The 21,739-nt window shown below is 65.3% G+C and carries 21 protein-coding genes; 6 read left to right on the top strand and 15 right to left on the bottom strand.

The features are described 5' to 3' along the window. Positions 1-7 precede the first annotated feature (7 nt). The 3 genes from EJI00_RS13790 to EJI00_RS13775 are packed head-to-tail and all read left to right on the top strand — an operon-like array spanning position 8 to position 1,775. Complete coding sequence (locus tag EJI00_RS13790; RefSeq protein ID WP_126748078.1) at positions 8-406, top strand: VOC family protein; 399 nt, start codon at positions 8-10, stop codon at positions 404-406. Continuing rightward, complete coding sequence (locus EJI00_RS25090; RefSeq protein WP_185868132.1) at positions 379-1,257, top strand: helix-turn-helix transcriptional regulator; 879 nt, start codon at positions 379-381, stop codon at positions 1,255-1,257. The genes EJI00_RS13790 and EJI00_RS25090 overlap by 28 nt, the downstream gene beginning before the upstream one ends. Positions 1,258-1,277: 20 nt before the next feature. Then, positions 1,278-1,775: a GFA family protein gene (locus EJI00_RS13775; RefSeq protein ID WP_126748075.1), complete on the top strand. Its 498-nt coding sequence runs from the start codon at positions 1,278-1,280 to the stop codon at positions 1,773-1,775. On the opposite strand, the gene EJI00_RS13770 is transcribed toward EJI00_RS13775, so the two are convergent. Genes EJI00_RS13770 through EJI00_RS13760 form a run of 3 tightly spaced genes read right to left on the bottom strand, consistent with a single transcriptional unit; the run spans position 1,772 to position 4,148 of the window. After that, the gene (locus EJI00_RS13770; RefSeq protein WP_221885040.1) at positions 1,772-1,954 is read right to left on the bottom strand and encodes an NAD(P)-binding domain-containing protein; all 183 of its coding nucleotides are present in this window, start codon (positions 1,952-1,954) and stop codon (positions 1,772-1,774) included. The genes EJI00_RS13775 and EJI00_RS13770 overlap by 4 nt on opposite strands. Positions 1,955-1,973: 19 nt before the next feature. Then, a complete protein-coding gene (locus EJI00_RS13765; RefSeq protein WP_126748074.1) occupies positions 1,974-2,951 on the bottom strand; it encodes a tripartite tricarboxylate transporter substrate-binding protein in 978 nt (325 codons plus the stop codon). Positions 2,952-2,981: 30 nt separating this feature from the next. Further along, positions 2,982-4,148: a mandelate racemase/muconate lactonizing enzyme family protein gene (locus tag EJI00_RS13760; protein ID WP_126748073.1), complete on the bottom strand. Its 1,167-nt coding sequence runs from the start codon at positions 4,146-4,148 to the stop codon at positions 2,982-2,984. A gap of 103 nt (positions 4,149-4,251) precedes the next feature. Here EJI00_RS13760 and EJI00_RS13755 point away from each other — a divergent pair, with 103 nt between their 5' ends. The 3 genes from EJI00_RS13755 to EJI00_RS13745 all read left to right on the top strand — a co-directional run bounded on the left by EJI00_RS13755 (position 4,252) and on the right by EJI00_RS13745 (position 7,952). After that, the gene (locus EJI00_RS13755) at positions 4,252-5,148 is read left to right on the top strand and encodes a LysR family transcriptional regulator (RefSeq protein WP_126748194.1); all 897 of its coding nucleotides are present in this window, start codon (positions 4,252-4,254) and stop codon (positions 5,146-5,148) included. Positions 5,149-5,195: 47 nt separating this feature from the next. Beyond that, positions 5,196-5,426: a hypothetical protein gene (locus EJI00_RS13750; RefSeq protein ID WP_126748072.1), complete on the top strand. Its 231-nt coding sequence runs from the start codon at positions 5,196-5,198 to the stop codon at positions 5,424-5,426. 141 nt (positions 5,427-5,567) lie between these two features. After that, positions 5,568-7,952, top strand: coding sequence for a DNA polymerase II (locus tag EJI00_RS13745; RefSeq protein ID WP_126748071.1), 2,385 nt, complete (start codon positions 5,568-5,570; stop codon positions 7,950-7,952). A gap of 14 nt (positions 7,953-7,966) precedes the next feature. Here EJI00_RS13745 and EJI00_RS13740 read toward each other — a convergent pair whose 3' ends face one another. The 12 genes from EJI00_RS13740 to ppk2 all read right to left on the bottom strand — a co-directional run bounded on the left by EJI00_RS13740 (position 7,967) and on the right by ppk2 (position 21,736). Further along, on the bottom strand, positions 7,967-8,608 hold the full coding sequence (locus EJI00_RS13740) for a response regulator transcription factor (RefSeq protein WP_126748070.1): 642 nt from the start codon (positions 8,606-8,608) through the stop codon (positions 7,967-7,969). 12 nt (positions 8,609-8,620) lie between these two features. After that, positions 8,621-9,985 carry a cache domain-containing protein gene (locus EJI00_RS13735; RefSeq protein WP_126748069.1) on the bottom strand — a complete coding sequence of 455 codons (1,365 nt, stop codon included), beginning with the start codon at positions 9,983-9,985 and terminating at the stop codon, positions 8,621-8,623. 60 nt (positions 9,986-10,045) lie between these two features. Beyond that, positions 10,046-10,984 (bottom strand): VTT domain-containing protein, encoded by a 939-nt coding sequence (locus EJI00_RS13730; RefSeq protein ID WP_126748068.1) that lies wholly within the window; start codon positions 10,982-10,984, stop codon positions 10,046-10,048. Between the two features lie 37 nt (positions 10,985-11,021). Then, positions 11,022-12,032: an aldo/keto reductase gene (locus tag EJI00_RS13725; protein ID WP_126748067.1), complete on the bottom strand. Its 1,011-nt coding sequence runs from the start codon at positions 12,030-12,032 to the stop codon at positions 11,022-11,024. Positions 12,033-12,120: 88 nt separating this feature from the next. Beyond that, positions 12,121-13,368 (bottom strand): MFS transporter, encoded by a 1,248-nt coding sequence (locus EJI00_RS13720; RefSeq protein ID WP_126748066.1) that lies wholly within the window; start codon positions 13,366-13,368, stop codon positions 12,121-12,123. 80 nt (positions 13,369-13,448) lie between these two features. Then, positions 13,449-14,141, bottom strand: a complete 693-nt coding sequence (urtE, locus tag EJI00_RS13715; RefSeq protein WP_126748065.1) for an urea ABC transporter ATP-binding subunit UrtE — start codon at positions 14,139-14,141, stop codon at positions 13,449-13,451. A 219-nt stretch (positions 14,142-14,360) separates the two neighbouring features. Further along, positions 14,361-15,239, bottom strand: a complete 879-nt coding sequence (gene urtD / locus EJI00_RS13710; protein ID WP_126748064.1) for an urea ABC transporter ATP-binding protein UrtD — start codon at positions 15,237-15,239, stop codon at positions 14,361-14,363. A 55-nt stretch (positions 15,240-15,294) separates the two neighbouring features. Next, on the bottom strand, positions 15,295-16,524 hold the full coding sequence (gene urtC, locus EJI00_RS13705) for an urea ABC transporter permease subunit UrtC (RefSeq protein ID WP_126748063.1): 1,230 nt from the start codon (positions 16,522-16,524) through the stop codon (positions 15,295-15,297). Further along, positions 16,521-18,068, bottom strand: coding sequence for an urea ABC transporter permease subunit UrtB (gene urtB / locus EJI00_RS13700; protein ID WP_126748062.1), 1,548 nt, complete (start codon positions 18,066-18,068; stop codon positions 16,521-16,523). Before urtB ends, urtC begins: the two co-directional genes overlap by 4 nt. Positions 18,069-18,263: 195 nt before the next feature. Next, on the bottom strand, positions 18,264-19,541 hold the full coding sequence (urtA, locus tag EJI00_RS13695; RefSeq protein ID WP_126748061.1) for an urea ABC transporter substrate-binding protein: 1,278 nt from the start codon (positions 19,539-19,541) through the stop codon (positions 18,264-18,266). 139 nt (positions 19,542-19,680) lie between these two features. Next, a complete protein-coding gene (locus tag EJI00_RS13690) occupies positions 19,681-20,748 on the bottom strand; it encodes an alpha/beta hydrolase family esterase (protein WP_126748060.1) in 1,068 nt (355 codons plus the stop codon). Between the two features lie 70 nt (positions 20,749-20,818). Next, positions 20,819-21,736 (bottom strand): polyphosphate kinase 2, encoded by a 918-nt coding sequence (gene ppk2 / locus EJI00_RS13685; RefSeq protein WP_409514024.1) that lies wholly within the window; start codon positions 21,734-21,736, stop codon positions 20,819-20,821. Positions 21,737-21,739: the final 3 nt, after the last annotated feature.

The following is a 21,739-nucleotide window of genomic DNA, read 5'->3' as shown; positions in this document are numbered from 1 at the left end:
GATACCAATGTTCAATCACATCATGATCGGCAGCAACGACATCGAGCGCTCTCAACGCTTCTACGATGCGGTTCTTCGCGTGATCGGCGCGGAGAACGGGCCTGTCCGCAACGTTGCGGCGACGGGCCATGTTCGCCTGTTCTACCGGCACGACGGAAGTACGCTGGGGATCAGCGAGCCCATCGACAACCAGCCTGCCACGTGCGCGAACGGAGGCACCATCGCGTTCAAATGCGCGAGCCCCGAGCTGGTGAAAGAGTTTCATGACACGGCGGTGGTGCATGGCGGCGTATCGATCGAAGATCCGCCGGGTTTGCGTGACGAGGCGTTGGGCCGCTATTACCTCGCCTACGTGCGCGACCCCGATGGCAACAAGCTGTGCGCCATTCACCGGGTGCGTTCCTAGCCTCATCACCGCTGCTCGTGACGAAGCACGTCTCGGCAAGGTCCCTGGTCTCGCGCCCGGAGATCGGCACGACGGCCAATGTCGTTCAGCACAGCACGCTCCGAATCAGCCAGCTGGTGCTCGACAGCCCGGCGCTCATACTGCTGCGGCACGGCAAGAAGACGCTCCAGTCCGGCCAGCGCCGCTGGAGCCTGCAAGGCGGCGAAGCCATTGTGCTGGCCGGCGGCCAGACCTTCGACGTGTTCAACCAACTGTCGGCGCAAGGTCTTTTCGAAGCACGCTGGCTCCTTTGGGACAAGTCGATCATCGAAGCTTTCGAGCAGGGTTGCCGCGAAGCGCGGCCCCTGCGCCAGGCGGCCGTGCTCCGGGGCGCCGGGCGGGAGTTCCACGATTCCGTCGACCGCGCCATCGAAGCGGTCTCTTCCAACGCTCCGCAAGTTCCCGCCGAGATTGCAAGGCACCGGATGGCGGAGGTGCTGGTGTGGCTGTCCTTGTTCGACATTGCGCTTGCGGCCCCGCAAGGCGCAACAACGATGGTGGCAAGGCTGCGCAGCTTGTTCGCGGGCTCGCTTTCAGAGCCGTGGACGATGGCCTCGGTGGCCGCGCGGCTTGCCATGAGCGAAGCAACGCTCAGGCGAAGACTGAATGCGGAGGGAGCGACCTTCGCGTCGGTGTTGACCGATGCGCGCATGTCGTTCGCGATGACTTTGCTTCAATCGACGGACCATGCGGTCACCCGGATCGCATCGAGCGTCGGCTACGATTCGGCGTCGCGATTTTCGGTAAGGTTCCGCGCACGGTTTGGATTTGCCCCGACGGCGATTCGCGGCCATCGCAGGACCCGAACGTGAACACGAAGGAGAAGATCGGCATGAGCGCTCAACGCAATGGAGGATGCCTGTGCGGCTCGGTGCGCTTTGTCGCCCTGGGCGAGCCGATGCGCACCTTGCAATGCCACTGCAGGTTCTGCCAGCGAATGACGGGCTCCACGTCGTACGCAGAGTCGATGTATGCGGTGGACGCGGTCGAGTTCTCGGGCGAGCCGATGTCGCGGTATTCGCATCGGTCGGAAAGCAGTTCAAGGCAGGTGCATGTGCACTTCTGCCCCAGGTGCGGCACCACGATCACTCTCACGTTCGAGCGTTGGCCCGAGTACCGAGCAATCTCTCGTGGGGCTTTCGATGAGCCGAACTCGGTTTCGATCAGCTCGCATATCTGGACCAGCTCCGCGCAAACGGGCGTGGTGCTTCCTGCGGGAACAGACTGCTTCGAGTTTGCCCGCGCGGACCTGGCAGGCTCGCCTCAGGCTGCTGCGCGCTTCGATGCGCCACAGATGGCGCGCACCGACGCCGCAGATCCCTTGCCTTAACTCCAGGCACGGGAATCGCGAGACGACCGGGCGTACCTGCTGGCTTTCCCTCCGGCGGCGAGGTTCCGGATGGTTTGCAGCCCCTTCGAGTTGGCAAGCCTGACGTCATGGGCGCTGGCTGCGAGCTTGCGGGCGAGGCACGCGCCGATATTGCCGGCGCCGATGATTCCGATCTTCATGCTCTTTCTCTCCTCGCACTCAGTCGGCGTATTCGCCGGCGTCCTTGATGACCTTCGCCCAGCGGGCCTTCTCGGCTTCCACGAACTTCCTGTGGCCGGCCGGGGTCAGGCGGTCGTCATTCACCACGGTGAGGCCCAGCGCCTCTTCACGCTTGATGAGTTCCGGGTCCTTCAAGGCGACGCGAAGGGCCGCGTTCAGCTTGTCCAGCACCGCGGGCGGCGTTCCCTTGGGCGCATACAAGCCATGCCAGACCTGCACGTCGAAGTCCTTGAGGCCGGACTCCGACAGCGTGGCGGTGTCCTTGAGCGATGGCAGCGGCAGGCGCTTGAGGCTGGTTACGCCGTAGACCTTGACCTTCTTGCCCTCGATCTGCGGAACAGCGTTGGTGGCCTGCTCGCACATGAGATCGACCTGCCCGCCGATGAGGTCCGTCATGGCTGGCGCGGTTCCCTTGTAGGGCACGGCCGTCATGGTGGTCTTCAAGGCGCTTTGGAACATCAAGCCGCAGAGGTGCGATGCAGAGCCCAAGCCTGCATGGGCCAGGTTGACCTTTCCGCCGTTCGCGGCAATCCACTTGCGCAAGTCCGCGAAGCTGTTGGCTTCCAGGGAGGGCTTGCCGATCACCACTGAAGGCGCTTCGTTGATCACACCCAGCATCTCGAAATCATCGGGCACCTTGTAAGCAAGCTTGCGGTACAACGCGGGCGCGGTTGCCATGCCGATGTGATGCACCAGTAGCGTGTAGCCGTCGGGCGTGGCGCGCGCCACCTTGGCCGAACCGATGGTGCCGCCCGCACCGGCCGCGTTTTCGACGACCACGGTCTGGCCGAGCGGCTTGCGCAGTGCCTCGGCCAGATCGCGGGCAATCTTGTCGCTCGGGCCGCCGGCAGCGAACGGGACAACCAGCGTGACGGGTTTGTCCGGGAACTCTGCGGAGGCCAACGCAGCCGAAGCGAACAGGCCGATGCCGGCGGCGTAGCGCCAAATGCTCTTCATGGTGTTGTCTCCTTGGGTGGGTTGTTTGCTTCAGGCTGAAAGCGCTTGCATTTCCCGGTACAGATCGGCCTTGCCCTCGAAGCCGATCCCCGGCAAGTCAGGCAGGGTCACGAAGCTGTTTTCGACCTTCACGCCATCCGGGAACCCGCCGAACGGCTGAAACAGGTCAGGATACGACTCATTACCGCCAAGGCCAAGGCCGGCCGCAATGTTCAGCGACATCTGGTGACCGCCGTGCGGGATGCAGCGGCTTGCCGACCAGCCATGTTCCTTCAACATCTCCAGCGTGCGCAGGTACTCGACCAGGCCGTAGCTGAGCGCGCAGTCGAACTGCAGCCAGTCGCGGTCCGGGCGCATGCCGCCGTAGCGGATCAGGTTGCGCGCATCCTGCATCGAGAAAAGATCTTCCCCCGTGGCCATCGGATTCTTGTAGAAATTGCGGAGGGCCGCTTGCAGTTCGAAGTCCAACGGATCACCCGGCTCCTCGTACCAGAACAGGTCGTACTGCGACAGGGCCTTCGCATAGGCGATCGCGGTTTCCAGGTCGAAGCGGCCGTTGGCGTCGACGCAGAGCTTCTGGCCGTCCTGCAGCACTTCCATGATCGAGTCGATGCGGCGCAGGTCTTCGTCGAGAGAGGCTCCGCCGATCTTCTTCTTCACTACCGTGTAGCCGCGGTCGATGTAGCTGCGCATCTCGTCCTTCAGCTTTCCATGGTCTTGCCCCGGGTAGTAGTAGCCGCCCGCCGCGTAGACGAAGATCTTGCGGTTGGGCTTGCCATCCCCGTAGCGGTCGGCCAGCAACTGAAACAGCGGCTTGCCTTCGATCTTGGCCACCGCGTCCCACACCGCCATGTCGATGGTGCCGATGGCTACCGAGCGCTCGCCATGGCCGCCAGGCTTCTCATTGGTGAACATGGTGTTCCAGATCTTGTGCGGATCGAGGTTGTCGCCGCTGTCGTCGACGAGGGACGACGGGTTCGCTTCCATGATGCGCGGGATGAACCGCTCGCGCATCAGCTTGCCCTGGCCGTAGCGGCCGTTGGAGTTGAAGCCGTAGCCGACGACCGGCTTGCCATCGCGGATCACGTCGGTGATCACTGCGACAAGGCTCAGCGTCATCTTGCTAAAGTCGATGTAGGCGTTGCGAATGGGCGAGCTGATGGGGATGGTCTTCTCGCGGATTTCGACGATCTTCACGGTTGTCTCCAGAACGGGTGAGTGGGAGACTGAATGGTCGGCCGGGCCGTCTTTTTCGGCCAATGTTCAATTTCTCAACTTCTATGCGCTGGACGAACCGGACATGAACCTGATCTGGCTTGACGACTTCCTAGCGTTGGCGGCAACAGGCAACTTCTCGCGTGCGGCCGATGAACGCCATAGCTCCCAGCCCGCATTCAGCCGCCGCATTCGCGCGCTGGAAGAGTGGATCGGCGCCGACCTGTTCGACCGCAGCACGCAGCCCGCCACGCTCACCGAAGTTGGCGAATGGTTTGCCGGCGTGGCGCAGGAATTGACCGCAAGGGTGGCCCGCGTGCCGGGCGACGCGAGGAAGGTTGCGGAGGCGAGTTCGGTCACCCTGCGCATTGCGTGCACGCATGCGCTTTCCATGACCTTCCTGCCGCGATGGATTCGCAGCCTCGAGTCAAGCATCACGCTTGGGCCGGTGCAGCTCATGTCCGACGTGCTTCAGCGCTGTGAATCTTTGATGCTGCAAAGCAAGGTTCAGTTCGTCCTGAGCCATGCACATCCTGATGCGCATGGCGCGCTCGATGTAGACACATACCAATCAGCCCGGATCGGTGGGGACATGCTGATTGCAGTGTCCGCACCCGATGGCTCCGGCAAGCCGCTGCATCAACTTGCGCGCAAGGGCGCGTCGGCCGTGCCGGTGCTCTTGTACAGCGAGGAATCGGGGCTGGGGCGCATCATGCGCGCCTTGGTGAGCCCGCGGCTGGAGTCGCTCGATGTCCAAGTCGTTTTCACGGCCCACTTGGCCTCGGTGCTCCGGACGATGGCGCTGGACGGCAGGGGTATCGCATGGCTGCCGCAGACCCTTGTGGAAGAAGACATCGGCCAAGGGCGCCTTGTCGCCGCAGCGAGCAGCGAGTGGGCCGTTCCGCTGGAGATCAGGCTCTATCGAGACAGCGAGCTCCTGGGGAAGGCGGCGAATGAATTCTGGAGTGCTTCGATCAGGTGAGCAGCCAGTGGCAGTCGTTGACCGAGATTTTTGAGAATGGATGCTCCATGCGATACCGCTTCAACGTTTTCGGGCGAATCATTGCCATCGAGCGAGTCGGTGACGCATGGGCCGCTCACCTCGCAGGAGACGACGGCAAGCGTCGCCCGGCAGGACTCGCGATTCCGTCCGATGTGCCTCACGCCGAGCTGGCGCAGTATCTCTACGACATTTACCACGAGTCTGCGACGCCCACGAACGGCGATGTCTTTGAGATTGTGCCCAGCCAGGACGCATAGCCATCGTCCCGTGACCGATCGAGCGCATGGGCGGAAGCGCTCTTGCGAGCGACCGCTTTCGGACGGTGCCGGGCGAAAATCTCCTGTGCCACAAGTCCAATCTTCCGCTCTCCCCTGTTTTCTCCGGTTATCCAGACTCCCGTGACATCCACCGAACTCAAGGGCTTCATCCTCACCCGCCACTGGCGTGACGCGCCCGCCGGTACAGAGATCGAGTACTGGCTGGCAACCGATGCGGGACCGAGGAAAGTGTTGCTGACCTCGCGCCGCAGCGTCGCGTTCGTCGCCAACCGGCATCGGGCTGCGGTGGAAGCCCACCTCACGGCCATGCCGGACGTGCAGTTGCGTGAGCTTGAATTGAAGACGTTCCATCAGGAACCTGTCCTCGGTGTGTATGCGAAGCACTTCCGCCAGCTCGGCCGTTTGGCCCGCGCCCTGCAGGCCCAGGGCATTTCCTTGCTCGAGGCCGACGTGCGCCCGCACGACCGCTACCTGATGGAACGCTTCATCACCGCCGGCGTGCGGGTGGAAGGCGGGCGGGCAGAGAGCGTCACCATCGTCGACTGCAAACTGAAGCCCGCGCCCGAGTACCGTCCCGTGCTGACAGTGGTGTCGCTGGACATCGAGACGAGCCAGAACGAAGCGCTCTATTCCATTGCGCTGGACGGCACACCGGAGCGCGCCGTCTTCATGCTGGGCGAGCCGCCGCCAGAGCTTTCGGCCGAATCGACCGAGCCCACGGCCTTCTCGCTGATCTATTGCGCTTCCCGCAAGGCCATGATCGAAAAGCTCAACGACTGGTTCGAGCGGAATGACCCTGACGTCATCATCGGCTGGAACGTCATCCAGTTCGACCTGCGCGTGCTGCAGAAGACGGCCAACGACTGCGGCGTGCAGCTCCTGCTGGGGCGGGAGGGCCGCCCGATCGAATGGCGGACCCATCCGGGCAAGCAGGGCTACCTGTTCGCGCCTACGCCGGGCCGGGTCATCATCGACGGCATCGACGCGCTCAAGGCCGCGGTATGGAGCTTTCCGTCCTTCAGCCTGGAGACCGTCTCGCAAGCAATGCTCGGTGAAGGCAAAGCCATCGGCGATGAATACGACAAGATGGCGGAGATCGAGCGGCGGTACCAGGAAGACAAACCCGCGCTCGCGCTCTACAACATCCGCGATTGCGAACTGGTCCTGCGGATCTTCGACAAGGCCAAGCTGCTGCAATTCGTCATGGAGCGGGCCCAGACCACCGGCCTGCAGGCCGATCACTTCGGCGGCTCCATTGCCGCGTTCAGCCACCACTACATGCCGCGGATGCACCGCCTGGGCTACGTGGCGCCGAATGTGGGCGAAATTGCGAGCAAGGCCTATCCGGGCGGGTACGTGATGGACTCGAAGCCGGGCTTCTACGACTCCGTCGTGGTGCTGGACTACAAGAGCCTCTATCCCTCCATCATCCGGACCTTCCTGGTCGATCCGGTGGGCCTCGTCGAGGGCTCGAACGCCAGCGACCCGGCCATGTGCGTCAGGGGCCCGAAGGGTACCGTCTTTTCGCGTGACAGGCACTGCCTGCCCGCCATCGTGACCACGCTCTGGCACGCCCGGGACGAAGCCAAGCGAGCCAGGAACGAGCCGCTGTCGCAAGCGCTGAAGCTGCTCATGAACTCCTTCGCCGGCGTGCTGGGCGCGGCCGAGTGCCGCTTCTTCAACCCCGAGCTGGTGTCCGCCGTCACCCTGCGCGGGCACGAGATGATGAAGCTCACGCGCGAGTTCGTGGAGAAGCGGGGCTATGAGGCCATCTATGGCGACACCGACTCCATCTTCATCTGGCTCAAGCGCACCCATACCAACGAGGAGGCGCACGCCGTCGCGGCAAGCCTGGCGGCCGACATCAACAGCTGGTGGACGCATACCCTGCGCGACGAGCAGGGCCTGGAGAGCTTTCTCGAGATCGAGGTGGACACGCACTACAAGAAGTTCTTCATGCCCACCATTCGCGGCTCGGAGGTCGGCAGCAAGAAGCGCTACGCGGGTCTCAGTGTCGATGCCGCGGGCAGGGAAGAGATGGTGTACCGCGGCCTGGAGATGGCGCGCAGCGACTGGACCCCGTTGGCGCGGCAGTTCCAGGAGGGCCTGCTTTCACGCATTTTTCAGGGCGAGCCCTACAGGGAATTCGTGACCGACTATGCGAGCTCGACACTGGCCGGAGCCAAGGACGACCTGCTCATCTACCGCAAGCGCCTGCGCCATCGGCTCGACGCCTATCTGGTCAACGTGCCGCCGCAGGTGCGGGCCGCCCGCATCGCCGACGAACACAATGGCCGGATCGGCCGGCCCAAGCAATACCAGAAAGGCGGCTGGATTCAGTACGTCATGACCAGGAACGGGCCGGAGCCGCTGGAAACCCGCCATTCGCACATCGACTACGAACACTATCTGACCAGGCAGCTCCAGCCGATTGCCGACGCCATTCTCCAGCCCATCGGAGAGAGCTTCCTGGCTTTGACGACTTCTCAGCGCGGGCTTTTCTAGCCGATCCCAGCGGCTCACCCGCCCCCGAACTCCCGCGCATGCTCCACCGCATACTTGATCAACTCCGCCTGGCCTTCGATGCCCAGCCGCCTCTTGATGCTCTGCCGGTGCGCCTCCACGGTGCGAACGCTGAGCCCGAGGTCGCGCGCAATCTGCTTGCTCGATTCACCCCTGCCCAGCGCCGTAAGTATTTCGCTCTCGCGCGGCGTGAGCAGCGGCTTGGGCGCCTGGTTGCGGAACAGCTTTTTTGAAACGGCCGGGCTCAGGAAGGTGCCGCCGGCCGACACGGCCTCTATGGCGGCGACGATCTCGGCGGCGGGCGCGTCTTTCAGCACGTAGCCGCGCGCGCCCACCTGCAAGGCCTTCTGCACGTACTCGGGGTTGTCGTACATGCTGAGCATCACCACGTGCGGCGCGGGCTGGCGTTGCAGCACGAGCGCGGCCAGGTCGATGCCGTTCATGTCTTTCATGCCGACATCCATCAGCAGCAGGTCGGGGCGCAGTTCTTCGACAAGCGCAAGCGCCTCGGCTGCGCTGCCCGCCTCGCCGACGATCTCGAGGTTTGGCATGGAGCCGAGCCGCGCGCGCAGGCCGTCGCGCACCAGCGGGTGATCGTCGACCAGAAAGAGGCGGATGCTTCGGGCGGCGTCTTTCATCGCGTGATCCGGCTATTCAGGCTTGGCGCTCTGGCTCGGCACTTCGGCCACGATGGTCGTTCCGCCTTCGCCGGACCGCACGCTGAGGCGCCCGCCGATCGACTCCATGCGCTCGCGCATGTTGCGCAGGCCGATGCCGCGGCGCGGGTCGAGCTGCATGGCGTCCACATCGAAGCCCTCGCCGTCGTCGCCAATTTCGAGCCGCACGCCGTCTTCGTCCGAGAAGCCGAGGGCAATGTGCACGCGGTTCGCCTTTGCATGTTTGCGCACGTTGGTCAGCGCCTCTTGCGTGACGCGAAAGAGCGCGGTCTTGGCTTCTTGCGAGAGTTCGAAGGCCTCGCCTTCGATCATGATGGACGCATCGATGGCGCCCTCTTCCGCAAACTCGTCGCCCAGGCGTTGCAGCGCGGCCGGCAGGCCAAGGGTGTCGAGCAGCGCCGGGCGCAGGCGGTGCGAAATGCGGCGCACTTCGAGCAGCGAATCATTGAGCCTTTGCAGCGCCTTGGTCAGTGCGGGCGGTGCGGTGTGGCTTTCACGGTCGAGCGCGTCCACGGCGGATTCGATGAGCAGCTTGGCGGACACCAGCGTCTGGCTGGTGCCATCGTGCAGTTCGCGCGCCAGATGGCCGCGCTCTTCTTCCTGCGACTGAACCACGCGCCGTGCGAGCAACCGCAGCTTTGCCTCGGCCACGCGGTGTTCGCTGAGGTTGAGCAGCAGGCCGGTGGCGCTCACCACGCCCAGGCACAGCGCGGCAATACCGGCAATCCAGAGCAGCGTGGTGGTGACATTGGCGCTCATCTGCCGGTCGAGCGCCTGCATGGTGGTTTCGATGTCGTCGAGGTACAGGCCGGTGCCGACCATCCAGTTCCAGCGCGGCAGCGCGGTGACGTAGCCGAGCTTGGGCGCCATCTGCTCGCTGGAGGGTTTGCGCCATTCGTATTCGACATAGCCGCCGCCCGTGCGTGCGCCCGCAATCAGGTCTTGTATGGTGAAGCGGCCGCGGGAGTCGCGCAGGTCCCAGAGGTTCTTGCCCACGAGGTCGGGCTGGCGCGAATGCATGAGGGAGCGGCCCTGCATGTCGTAGACGAAGAAGTAGCCGTCGTCGCCGTAGTCGAGCGCGGCGAGGCGGCGCAGCGCTTCGTTGCGGGTTTCTTCGTCGTCCAGGCCCGCGTCGTACAGCGGCCGCACGATGCTCACGGCCAGGTCGACGTAGCTGCGCAGTTCGCTGCGCCGCTGGTCCATGTAGCTTTTCTCGATGAGCGCACGCTCGCGCCGCGCCAGGTCATGCTCCTGGTGGCGCACCGCCAGCGCAACCAGCACCAGCGCGATGAGCAGCGGTGCAACGGCCAGCGCGACGATCTTGGTGCGGAGGTTCATCGGAGGGCAAGACTACCACCGGGGCGAGGTCGGTCCTGCCCTAAGGCGCGGCCGGACTGATCAATGCAGGCTGGTGGGCCGGCCCGATGCCACCCATGCGTCGAGCCCACCGGTGAGCGGCAGCGCACGGCGCGCGCCGCGGGCCAGCAGCAAGCGCGCGGCCTGGGCGGCCGACACCTCGTTGGGGCAATTGCAGTAAAGCACCACGTCGCGCCCGCCGACAAGCGGCAGCTCTCCATGCCGCTGCTGCAGCGCCTTGAGCGTGTACGACAGCGCACCCGGAATGCGGCGCGGGTCGACCTGCAGGCCGGCCTCGCCGCGCACGTCGATGATCAGCGGCGGTGCCTCGCCGGCCAGCAAGTCGTGCAACTCTTCCACGGTAATGCGCGGCATGCCGGTGAGCCGCATGAATGCGCGGCGGCGCCAGCAGCGCACCACCACCATCACGGCCAGCACCACGACCAGCGCCAGCGTTGCAATGCCGCCGGCTTGCGCGAGCATGGCCAGGACCTCCTGGATCTGCTCGCGAAAAGCCCAGCCGAGCCCCAGGAAAACGCCGGTCCAGATGAGCGCGGCACCAATGTCGAACCCGATGAAGCGCCACACCGACATGCCCAGCGCGCCGGCCATCGGCGGTGCCACCACCGAGACGCCGGGCACGAACTTGGCGGCCAACAGCGAGAGGCCGCCCCATCGGCCGATGAGCGATTCGCCGCGCCGCACGCATGAGTCGGGCGACAGCGAGATGCGGCACAGAAGGCGCATGAAGCGGTAGCCAAAACGCCGCCCGGCATAGAACCACGCGCCGTCGCCCAGCAGGTTGGCCAGCACCGCAGCCAGCACCACGCCCACCACCGAGACATTGCCGGCCGCCAGCAGCGCACCCGAAACCACCAGCACGGCAGCGGCGGGCACCGGCAAGCCGAGGCGCGCGGCAAAGCTCGCCGCGAAGACGATCGCGATCGCGTTCTGCACCAGCAGCGACATCAGCTGTGCCATGGCGGCAGCGCGAGGTGGGGGTTCACTCGTTCAGGGCCTAGCGGGGCGCGTCGCCCTTGCGGTATTCGGCCGTGAGCTCGTCGAGCTTCTGCTTCAGTGCCGGGTCGAGCTTGTATTCCGCGGCGGCCAGCGTCGCGTCGAGCTGTTCGGGCCGGCTGGCGCCGAGCAGCGGCGCGGTGATGAGCGGATTGGCCATGACCCACGCGACCGCCAGCGTGGCCAGCGGCACACCGGCTTCTTCGGCGAGCTTGTGCAGCTGCGTCACCGTGTTGAAGCTGCGCTCGTTCCAGTAGCGGTCCTGGTACATGCCGCCCGCGGTGCCCAGCGTGAAGCGCGTGTTTTCCTCGGGCTTGGCACCGGGCTTGTACTTGCCGGTGAGCAGGCCGCCGGCCAGCGGGTTGTACGGAATCACGCCCAGGCCCTCTTCGCCTGCCAGCGGCAGCAGCTCGCGTTCGATTTCGCGGAACAGCAGGCTGTAGCGCGGCTGCACCGACACGTAGCGCGTGAGCTTGTGCAGCTCGGCCTTGCCGAGGGCGCGGGCCAGCCGGTAGGCCAGAAAGTTGGACACGCCGATGTAGCGCGCGCGGCCCGACTTGACGATCACGTCGAGCGCCTCCAGGCTCTCTTCGAGCGGTGTCTCGCGGTCGTCGCTGTGCAGCTGGTACAGGTCGACGTGGTCGGTCTGCAGCCGCTTGAGCGAGGCATCGATGGCGTCGAGCAGGTGCTTGCGCGAGGCGCCCTGGTCCCAGCTGTGGGGGCCGACCTTGCCCACAGCCTTGGTGGCCACCACGAAGCGGCGGCGGCCCGTGGGGCCCTGCTTCTGCAGCCAGCGGCCGATGATTTCTTCGGTGCAGCCGGTGGTTTCGACAGTGCCGCCAAGCGGGTACACGTCGGCCGTATCCAGAAAGTTGATGCCGCCTTCCGCGGCCTTATCGAGAATGCGGTGCGACACGGCCTCGTCGGTCTGCAGGCCGAAGGTCATGGTGCCGAGTGCAAGGCGCGACACGGTCAGGCCCGTGCGGCCGAGCCGGGTGGTGGGAATGCTCATGGTGGTCTCGATCCGAAGCGATGAGAGAGGTAGGGAAGGCGCCGGCCATCATAGACACGGCCGGGCAACCCTGCAGCCACCAGCTATTTCAGGTGGCTTCGAGATGCCTGCCCGACCTTGCACTGGCACGTGCGCTCATCACCGCCCAGCCGAAGATGCCCATGCCCGCCAGCGCGAGCAAGGCGCCGACCCAGCCGGTCGAGGTCCAGCCCAGGCCCGCCGCAATGGCCACGCCGCCGAGCCAGGCGCCGAGCGCATTGGCCATGTTGAAGGCCGAGTGGTTGAGCGCGGCGGCAAGCGTTTGCGCATCGCCGGCCACGTCCATCAGGCGGATCTGCAACGCCGGGCCGATGGCGACGGTGGTGCCGATGAGAAAGACGTTGAACGCTGCGGTGAACACGTTGTGCGCCGCAAACGTGAAGATCGCGAGCACCAGCGCCGCATAGACGAGCAGGCCGCCGATGGTGCGCATGAGCGACTTGTCGGCCAGCCGCGAGCCGACGAGGTTCCCCGTGACCATGCCCAGGCCGAACAGCGCAAGCACGAAGGGCACGCCGCCCAGCGGCAGGCCGGCCACTTCGATGAGCGTGGGCTTGATGTAGCTGAACACCGAGAACATGCCGCCGAAGCCGATGGCGCCGATGCCGAGCGTGAACCACACCTGCTTGCGCTTGAGCGCGCCAAGCTCGCGCCAGGGGCTGGCGCCTGCTGGCGCCGCAAGATCGGGAATGTCGCGGCGCAGCAGCGCCACGGCGATGAGCGCGATGACGCCGACGAACACGAAGGCCGCGCGCCAGCCGAACAGCTGGCCGAGCCAGGCGGCAATCGGCACGCCGACGAGCGTGGCGCCGGTGAGCCCCAGCATGACAAGGCCCACGGCCCGCGCGCGCCGCCCGGGTGGCGCGAGCGTGGCCGCCACCAGAGCGGCAACGCCGAAGTAGGTGCCGTGCGGCAAGCCGGTCGCAAAGCGCAGCAGGTTGAGCGACATGTAGCCCGGCGCCATGGCGCTGGCAAAGTTGCCGGCGGCAAAAATGGCCATGAGCGCAATCAGCAGCGCGCGCCGGCGCCAACCCGCGGCAAGCACCGCGAGCACGGGCGCGCCGATGACCACGCCCAGCGCATAGGCGCTGATGACATGGCCGGCCTGCGGAATGCTGACGGCGATGTCGCTCGCCACTTCAGGCAGCAGGCCCATGATCACGAACTCGCCGGTGCCGATGGCGAAGCCGCCGACGCCGAGCGCGAGGACGGCCCGCAAGAAGTTGACGGGCGGCGATGCGGAAGAAGAATCAGCGGTGTCCGCGCTGCTGTCGGGCGCGGCTGGGGAGACGTTCAAGACCAGGCTCCTGGGAGGGTGCCCGGCGGTGCGGGCAGAAGCCAAATTCTAGGGTAAACCCTGAATTTCTGCCGGCCGCCTCAGATTGCCACCAGCTGGCGCACGCCCTGCGCTTCCATGTCCTTGCCCAGGCCGCGCGCGATCACCTCGCCGCGCTCCATCACGAGGTAGTCGTCGGCCAACTCCTCTGCAAAGTCGTAGTACTGCTCGCACAGCACGATGGCCATGTCGCCGCGGTCGGCGAGCATGCGGATGACGCGGCCGATGTCCTTGATGATGCTGGGCTGGATGCCTTCGGTCGGCTCGTCGAGGATCAGGAGCTTGGGCTTGGGCGCGAGGGCGCGGGCGATGGCCAGCTGCTGCTGCTGCCCGCCCGACAGATCGCCGCCTCTTCTGTTGATCATCTGCTTGAGCACGGGGAACAGCTCGAACAGTTCCGCGGGAATGGGCGTGCTGCCGCTCTTGTAGGCCAGGCCCATGCGCAGGTTTTCTTCGACGGTGAGACGCGCGAAGATTTCGCGGCCCTGGGGGACGAAGCCGATGCCGGCTCTTGCCCGCTCGTATGGCGTGGCCTTGTGGATCGGCTTGCCTTCGAGCTCGATGCTGCCGCTCTTGATGGGGACCAGGCCCATCAGCGACTTGAGCAACGTTGTCTTGCCTACGCCGTTGCGGCCCAGCAGCACCGTGACCTTGCCCAGCGTGGCCTCGAAGCTCACGTCGCGCAGGATGTGGGAGCCGCCGTAGTACTGGTGGATGTTTTTTACTGTCAGCATATTTTTGACGCCTTCCCTTGTCTTTGTTGGAGGCGCCCGGTATGCCCCATGGCGCGGTCGGCCCCACACCGCACCGCATGCCGGGCGCTGGTCGCTGTGCTGAGGCTGTCGGCCCTCACCCCAGCCCTCTCCCAGAGGGAGAGGGAGGAAGTCAGGGAGCGCATCACCGCTCTGACCGCGGCTACGGGGGCTGTGCCCCGGACACCCACAGCGACCCGTTCACCGCCCAAGATAAACCTCGATCACGCGTTCGTCGGACTGCACTTCGTCCAACGTGCCTTGAGCGAGCACCGATCCATCGCACAGCACGGTCACGATCTCGGAAATGGTGCGGATGAAGCTCATGTCGTGCTCCACCACCATCAGCGAGTGCTTGCCCTTGAGCGTGAGAAACAGCTCGGCGGTGCGCGCGGTTTCTTCGTCGGTCATGCCGGCCACGGGTTCGTCGAGCAGCAGCAGCTTCGGGTCCTGCATCAGCAGCATGCCGATTTCGAGCCACTGCTTCTGGCCGTGGCTCAGGTTGCCGGCCAGGCGCGACACGCTTTCGGCCAGGTGGATGGTGTGCAGAACTTCGGCGAGCCGGTCGCTCTGCGCCGAGGCGAGCCTGAACAGCATCGACGCGCGAACGCCCTTGTTGGTCTTGAGCGCGAGCTCGAGATTTTCGAACACGGTGAGGTGCTCGAACACCGTCGGCTTCTGGAACTTGCGGCCGATACCCAGCTGGGCAATGTCGGCTTCGCGGTGGCGCAGCAGGTCGATGGTGCTGCCGAAGAACACCGTGCCTTCGTCGGGCCGGGTCTTGCCGGTGATGATGTCCATCATCGTCGTCTTGCCCGCACCGTTGGGGCCGATGATGCAGCGCAGCTCGCCCGGTGCAATGTCGAGAGACAGCTTGTTGATGGCTTTGAAGCCGTCGAAGCTCACGCTCACGTCTTCAAGGTACAGGATGCGGCCGTGCGTCACGTCGACCTCGCCCGGCGTGGCAATGCGGCCGAAGTCGGCGGAACGCCCGCCCGACTCGGTGCTGCCACTCACGTAGTGCATGCCCTTGGCACGGGCGGCGCGCTCGGCGCCGGCTTCCATCAGGTCGGGGGTCATTCAGAAACCTCCGCGCTTCGCGCTGCGGTATTCGGCTTGGGAGCGGCCCGGCGGCTCATGCGCGCGCTCCCTTCACTTCGGGCGCGAGCGGCGCATGCAGCGCCTCGGGCTCCATGCCCTGCGCGGCAGCCATGGCGCGCTGCGCTTCCTCGCGGCCGGCACTCGGTGCAGCGGGCGCCGCCTTCTCGCGCGACAGCCATTTCTTCACCAGGCCCACGATGCCGTTCGGCAGGAACAGCGTGACAGCAATGAACAAGGCGCCCAGGAAGTACAACCAGTACTCGGGGTACGCCACCGTGAGCCAGCTCTTCGCACCGTTGACGATGAAGGCACCGATGATCGGCCCGATCAGCGTCGCGCGTCCGCCCACGGCCGCCCAGATCGCGATCTCGATGGAGTTGGCCGCGCTCATTTCGCCAGGGTTGATGATGCCGACCTGCGGCACGTACAGCGCACCGGCCACGCCGCACATCACGGCCGAGATGACCCAGATGGTGAGCTTGTAAGGCAGCGGGTTGTAGCCCGAGAACATCACGCGCGTTTCCGCATCGCGAATGGCCTGGAGCACGCGGCCGAACTTGCTGCCGATGAGCCATTTTGCAAACAGGAAGAAGCCGAGCAGCGTGATGCCCGTGAGCGCGAAGAGCGTCATGCGCATCTCTTGCGTGGCAATCGGAATGCCCAGGATGCGCTTGAAGTCGGTAAATCCGTTGTTGCCGCCGAAGCCCGTCTCGTTGCGGAAGAACAGCAGCATCGCCGCGAAGGTCATGGCCTGCGTGATGATCGAGAAGTACACGCCCTTGATGCGCGAGCGGAAGGCGAAGAAGCCGAACACGAAGGCAATGAGACCCGGCACTGCGACGATGAGGACCAGCGTGGCGATGAAGCTGTCGCTGAAGGTCCAGTGCCAGGGCAGCGTCTTCCAGTCGAGAAACACCATGAAGTCCGGCAGGTCGCTCTTGTAGTTGCCGTCGCGGCCGATCTGCCGCATGAGGTACATGCCCATCATGTAGCCGCCCAGCGCGAAGAACAGGCCGTGGCCCAGCGAGAGGATGCCGGTGTAGCCCCAGATCAGGTCCATGGCCAGCGCGCAGATGGCGTAGCACATGATCTTGCCGACGAGCGCCACCGCGTAGTCGCTCATGTGCAGCGGGCTGTCCGCGGGCACCCACATGTTGAGCACCGGCGCCAACGCGCATACGACGATGAGTGCGACGAAGAAGGCTGTCCAGCCCTTGCCGCTCAACAGCGGGCCCTTGGTTGGAAGTACGACCTTGCTGCTCATGCTTCTGCGCTCCGGCCCTTCATGGCAAAGATGCCTTGAGGTCTCTTCTGAATGAAGATGATGATGAAAACGAGCACCGCGATCTTCGCGAGCACCGCGCCCGCCCAGCCTTCGATGAACTTGTTGAGAACGCCGAGCCCCAGCGCCGCATACACGGTGCCCGCGAGCTGGCCGACGCCGCCCATCACGACCACCATGAAGCTGTCGACGATGTAGCTCTGGCCGAGGTCGGGCCCCACGTTGCCGATCTGGCTCAGCGCACAACCCGCAAGGCCCGCGATGCCGGAGCCAAGCGCAAAGGCGTAGGTGTCGATGCGCGCCGTGTTCACGCCCATGCACGAGGCAATGGGCCGGTTCTGCGTGACGCCGCGCACAAACAGGCCCAGGCGCGTGCGGCCGATGAGCCAGCCCATGGCCAGCAGCACCAGCGCCGCGAAGATGATGATGCAGATGCGGTTCCACGGCAGCGTGACGTTGCTCAGCATGGTGAAGCCGCCGCTCATCCAGCCGGGGTTTTCCACGCCGACGTTCTGTGCGCCGAAGAGCGACCGCACAAGCTGCTGCAGCATCAGGCTGATGCCCCAGGTGGCGAGCAGCGTTTCGAGCGGGCGGCCGTAAAGAAAGCGGATCACGCCGCGTTCGAGCACCGCGCCCACCAGCGCCGATGCGAGGAACGAAACCGGAATGGCTGCGACCAGGTACCAACCGAATGCCGCCTCGGGCATGTAGCGCTGGAAGATGCCCTGCATCACGTAGGTGGCGTAGGCGCCGATCATCATCAGCTCGCCGTGCGCCATGTTGATGACGCCCATCAGGCCGTAGGTAATGGCCAGGCCCAGCGCGGCCAGCAGCAGCACCGAGCCCAGGCTGATGCCGCTGAACACGGCGTTGATGCGGTCGCCCCACACCAGCGAGCCGTCGATGCTGGCAATGGAAGCGATGATGGCGGCCTTGACGTCCGCCTCGGTTTCATCGGCGAGCCGCTGGTTGAGCAGCAGCTTGGTGTCGGGGCTGCTGTTGGCGCCGAGTTCCTTGGCCGCGGCCAGGCGCTTGGTCTTGTCGGCGCTGCTGAGCATGCTGGCAGCGCGCACCAGCTGGAGCTGCGCCTTGATGCCTGGGTTGGTCTCGGCGGCCAGCGCCTTCTCGACCATGGGCACGCGGGATTCGTCGGGCTCCTTGAAGAGCGCCTGCGCGGCTTCGGCGCGCACCGCGTCGTCCTTGCTCGTGAGCTTGAGCGCGGCCTGCGCGGCATCGAGCGCGCCGCGCATCAGGTTGTTGTTGACCACGTCCTCGGCCGTATCGGGCACCTTCAGCTCGGCGCCAGTCACGGGGTCGTAGCCTTTGTCATCCTTCATCACGAAGACCTTGTCTTCGGTGTACTTGACCGCGTCTTCCGACATGGCCTGGATGAAAGCGGCGGTTTTTTCGTCCGCCGTGAGCACGGCCTTGTTGAGCGCGGTGATGCGCGATTCGGATTCACCGGAGGCGATGGCCTTGGCTTCTTCGGCGGTCAACGCGTGAGCGGCCGATGCCATGAGGAGCATGGCGGCGAGTGCGCAGTGAAGGGTTCGTCGAAGCATTGTGAAATTCGTGTTGCCCCCTCTCCCCCCAGGGGAGAGGGTTGGGGTGAGGGCCGTCGGCCTTTCAACAGACACGGCGGCCAAATGACCGCCGCTGCCCTCACCCCCACCCTCTCCCCGAGGGGAGAGGGAGCAAGGCAAGGGACTTGCCGATGCTGATTACAGCGACTTGCCAGCCGGCTGATCCGGCTTCTTGTCGTTGCCTTCGATGTACGGGCTCCAAGGCTTGGCCTTGACCGGGCCCGGCGTCTTCCACACCACGCTGAACTGGCCGTCGGCCTTGATCTCGCCGATGAACACGCTCTTGTGCAGGTGGTGGTTCTTCTCGTCCATCTTCGAGACGATGCCCGAGGGGGCGGTGAAGGTCTGGCCGGCCATCGCTGCGATCACCTTGTCGGTGTCCGTGCTCTTGGCCTTCTCAACGGCCTGCTTCCACATGTGGATGCCGATCCAGGTGGCTTCCATCGGGTCGTTGGTGAGCGGCTTGTCCTTGTGGCCGGCGATGTTCTTGGCCTTGGCGTAGTCGCTCCACTGCTTGATGAACGCGGTGTTGGTCGGGTTCTTGATCGACATAAAGTAATTCCATGCGGCCAGGTGGCCGACCAGCGGCTTGGTGTCCACGCCGCGCAGTTCTTCCTCGCCCACCGAGAAGGCCACCACCGGCACGTCCTTGGCCTTCAGGCCGGCGTTGCCAAGTTCCTTGTAGAACGGCACGTTCGAGTCGCCGTTGATGGTCGACACCACGGCCGTCTTGCCGCCAGCCGAGAACTTCTTGATGTCGGCGACGATGGTCTGGTAGTCGCTGTGGCCGAAGGGGGTGTACTTCTCGTCGATGTCGGTGTCCTTCACGCCCTTGCTTTTCAGGTAGGCGCGCAGGATCTTGTTGGTCGTGCGGGGGTAGACGTAGTCGGTGCCCAGCAGCACCCAGCGCTTGGCGCCGCCGCCTTCCTTGCTCATGAGGTAGTCGACGGCCGGAATGGCTTGCTGGTTGGGCGCGGCGCCCGTGTAGAACACGTTCTTGGAGAGCTCTTCGCCTTCGTACTGCACGGGGTAGAACAGGAGACCGTTCATTTCTTCAACGACGGGCAGCACCGACTTGCGCGACACCGAGGTCCAGCAGCCGAAGATCACCGAAACCTTATCCTGGCCCAACAGCTGCTTGGTCTTTTCTGCGAACAGCGGCCAGTTGGAAGCCGGGTCGACCACCACGGGCTCGAGCTGCTTGCCCAGCACGCCGCCCTTCTTGTTGATGTCGTCAATGGCCATCAGCACCGTGTCTTTCAACACGGTTTCAGAAATGGCCATCGTGCCCGACAGCGAGTGCAGCACGCCGACCTTGATGGTGTCGGCGGCCAATGCGGATGTGACGGGCGCAGCAGCGATGCTGGCCAGCGCGACGGCGGCGGTAAGCGCCTTGAGGGTGAAACGACGTTGCATGTGGACTCCTGCTCCGGGGTGGTTGAAACCTTTTCGCCGGGCTCGCCGGACGATGGAGGGAAGTCTGCGGATTCGACCGCGCGCGAGAAATACGCCGGGTGGCGTACACGGAGGTACTCAGGGTGCCAACCCGGCCGTCTCAGCGTACGGGTGTCAGGTCAAGCTCCGGCGCCTCCAGCTTGAACTGCGCCGCCGCAAAAGCCCAGACCATCCGGGTCGCATCCGGCCCGGCCGGGTCACTGAACAGCAGGCTGGCCGCCCCGCCGCTCCAGGCATGGCCCAGGCCCGCAATCTCGCACAGCGTGACGAGCGTGCGGCCCCTGCGGCGGAACTGGGTCACCCGCATCGGGTGCCGCTTGCCGCGCTGGAGCGTGCGCGAGAGGCCCGGCTTTGCGCCCACCGCCGTGGCCCACACAGCCGCGCTGTTGACGGCGTTGCTCGGCGCCACCACGGCATCGGCGTCGCCATGCAGCACCAGCATCGGCGGCAATGTCGCGAAGACGGCGGCGGCGCCCATCGCCTTGCCAACCGCGGTGGAGGGCATCGGCGGCGTGTGCTGGCCGCGCATCGCGCCCAGCGCGGTGGCCGAACTTTTTGCGGCGCCCGGCGCCACGCCTGAATGCATGACCACGGCGCGAAAGCGCAGCGGGTAGCGGGTTGCCAGCAGCGCCGCCATGCTGGCCCCGGCCGAGAGACCGGCCAGCGCGATGCGCTCGCGATCCACCGGATACAGCACGCAGGCCTGGTCGATGGCCGCCATCAGCGTGGCGGCTTCGGCGTCGGCCTTGCCCGAGCGCCGCTCGTACCAGTTCCAGCAGCCTTGCGGATGGGCCAGCCTGTCTTGTTCCAGGTAGAGCACCAGGAAGCGTTGCCGCACCGCGAGCGCGTTCATGCGCGTGCTGGCCGCAAAGTCGCGCCCGGTCTGGCCGCAGCCGTGCAGCATGACCATGAGCGGCAGCCTTTCGCCGGGCTTCAGCTTCAGGTCGGCCGGGCGAAACAGGTGATAGCCGCGCGCGCCGCCTGGGCCCAGCGCCATGCCGCTGAGCCAATCGCCCCGGCCCGGCGGCGGCTTGAGGCGCTTGGCGGTGGCGCGCTGCACCTGCCCCGTCACGCGCTTGCTGTTGCTCAGCGTGAGCTTGGTGAGGGCTTTCAGGTTGCGCTCGTAGGCGCGGGCGAAAAGAGAAGCAGTGGTGGAGCGGCGAACCATGGGCGCAGTGTGAAGGCAAAGCGCCGGGCGTCCAAACGGGGCGGTGAAGGCCGGGAGCCCGCCCCGTGCTTCAGTAGATCTCCGGCACGATCATGCTCGCCGGCACCGGCTGGCGCAGGTAGTCGGCGTGGCGCTCCCGTGCGGGCAGTTGAACTGGCGGATGCGCCACTTCCTGGTAAGGCAGCTGGCCCAGCAGGTGGCTGATGCAGTTCAGCCGCGCCTTCTTCTTGTCGACCGCCTGCACCACCCACCAGGGCGCCTCGGGAATGTGGGTGCGTTCCAGCATGATTTCCTTCGCCTTGGTGTATTCCTCCCAGCGGCGGCGGCTTTCGAGGTCCATGGGGCTCAGCTTCCATTGCTTGAGCGGATCGTGAATGCGGCCGAGAAAGCGCATGTGCTGCTCGTCGTCCGTAATGGAGAACCAGTATTTGATGAGCTTGATGCCCGAGCGCACCAGCATCTTCTCGAACTCCGGCACGGTGCGGAAGAACTCTTCGTACTCGTCGTCGGTGCAAAAGCCCATCACGCGCTCGACGCCGGCGCGGTTGTACCAGCTGCGGTCGAACAGCACCATTTCGCCGGCTGCCGGCAGGTGCGCGGCATAGCGCTGAAAGTACCACTGGGTGCGTTCACGGTCGTTGGGCGCCGGCAGCGCGGCCACGCGCGCCACGCGCGGGTTCAGGCGCTGGGTAATGCGCTTGATCACGCCGCCCTTGCCCGCCGCGTCGCGGCCTTCGAAAAGAATGACCACCTTCTGCTTGCTGTGCTGCACCCAGTCCTGCAGCTTCACCAGTTCGCCCTGCAGGCGGAACAGCTCCTTGAAGTACGCCTGCCGCGCGGCCTTGTCGGTGGCGCGGGCGGCGGGATCGAGGTCGCCGATATTGCGGTCTTCGATCTCCAGCTCCAACTCCTCGTCATAGCTGTCGATCAAATCACGGGCGATGCGTTGCATCAGGTCTTCGTGGTCTGGAAGTGCGCTCGTCAGCATCAT

The organism is Variovorax sp. DXTD-1, from assembly GCF_003984625.1.
Lineage (GTDB): Bacteria > Pseudomonadota > Gammaproteobacteria > Burkholderiales > Burkholderiaceae_C > Variovorax.
The sequence above is the reverse complement of the archived record's forward strand: the minus strand, read 5'-3'. Positions and strand labels throughout refer to the sequence as shown.

What these genes read in the sequence shown, in the direction of transcription:
- urtE (WP_126748065.1), bottom strand. Translation starts at nt 14,141, where the DNA reads ATGCTGACAGTAAAAAACATCCACCAGTACTACGGCGGCTCCCACATC.
- EJI00_RS13750 (WP_126748072.1), top strand. Translation starts at nt 5,196, where the DNA reads ATGCGATACCGCTTCAACGTTTTCGGGCGAATCATTGCCATCGAGCGA.
- urtA (WP_126748061.1), bottom strand. Translation starts at nt 19,541, where the DNA reads ATGCAACGTCGTTTCACCCTCAAGGCGCTTACCGCCGCCGTCGCGCTG.
- EJI00_RS13775 (WP_126748075.1), top strand. Translation starts at nt 1,278, where the DNA reads ATGAGCGCTCAACGCAATGGAGGATGCCTGTGCGGCTCGGTGCGCTTT.
- EJI00_RS13735 (WP_126748069.1), bottom strand. Translation starts at nt 9,985, where the DNA reads ATGAACCTCCGCACCAAGATCGTCGCGCTGGCCGTTGCACCGCTGCTC.
- EJI00_RS13690 (WP_126748060.1), bottom strand. Translation starts at nt 20,748, where the DNA reads ATGGTTCGCCGCTCCACCACTGCTTCTCTTTTCGCCCGCGCCTACGAG.
- EJI00_RS13740 (WP_126748070.1), bottom strand. Translation starts at nt 8,608, where the DNA reads ATGAAAGACGCCGCCCGAAGCATCCGCCTCTTTCTGGTCGACGATCAC.
- EJI00_RS13790 (WP_126748078.1), top strand. Translation starts at nt 8, where the DNA reads ATGTTCAATCACATCATGATCGGCAGCAACGACATCGAGCGCTCTCAA.
- ppk2 (WP_409514024.1), bottom strand. Translation starts at nt 21,736, where the DNA reads ATGCTGACGAGCGCACTTCCAGACCACGAAGACCTGATGCAACGCATC.
- urtD (WP_126748064.1), bottom strand. Translation starts at nt 15,239, where the DNA reads ATGACCCCCGACCTGATGGAAGCCGGCGCCGAGCGCGCCGCCCGTGCC.
- urtC (WP_126748063.1), bottom strand. Translation starts at nt 16,524, where the DNA reads ATGAGCAGCAAGGTCGTACTTCCAACCAAGGGCCCGCTGTTGAGCGGC.
- EJI00_RS13730 (WP_126748068.1), bottom strand. Translation starts at nt 10,984, where the DNA reads ATGGCACAGCTGATGTCGCTGCTGGTGCAGAACGCGATCGCGATCGTC.
- EJI00_RS13770 (WP_221885040.1), bottom strand. Translation starts at nt 1,954, where the DNA reads ATGAAGATCGGAATCATCGGCGCCGGCAATATCGGCGCGTGCCTCGCC.
- EJI00_RS13765 (WP_126748074.1), bottom strand. Translation starts at nt 2,951, where the DNA reads ATGAAGAGCATTTGGCGCTACGCCGCCGGCATCGGCCTGTTCGCTTCG.
- EJI00_RS13725 (WP_126748067.1), bottom strand. Translation starts at nt 12,032, where the DNA reads ATGAGCATTCCCACCACCCGGCTCGGCCGCACGGGCCTGACCGTGTCG.
- urtB (WP_126748062.1), bottom strand. Translation starts at nt 18,068, where the DNA reads ATGCTCCTCATGGCATCGGCCGCTCACGCGTTGACCGCCGAAGAAGCC.
- EJI00_RS13755 (WP_126748194.1), top strand. Translation starts at nt 4,252, where the DNA reads ATGAACCTGATCTGGCTTGACGACTTCCTAGCGTTGGCGGCAACAGGC.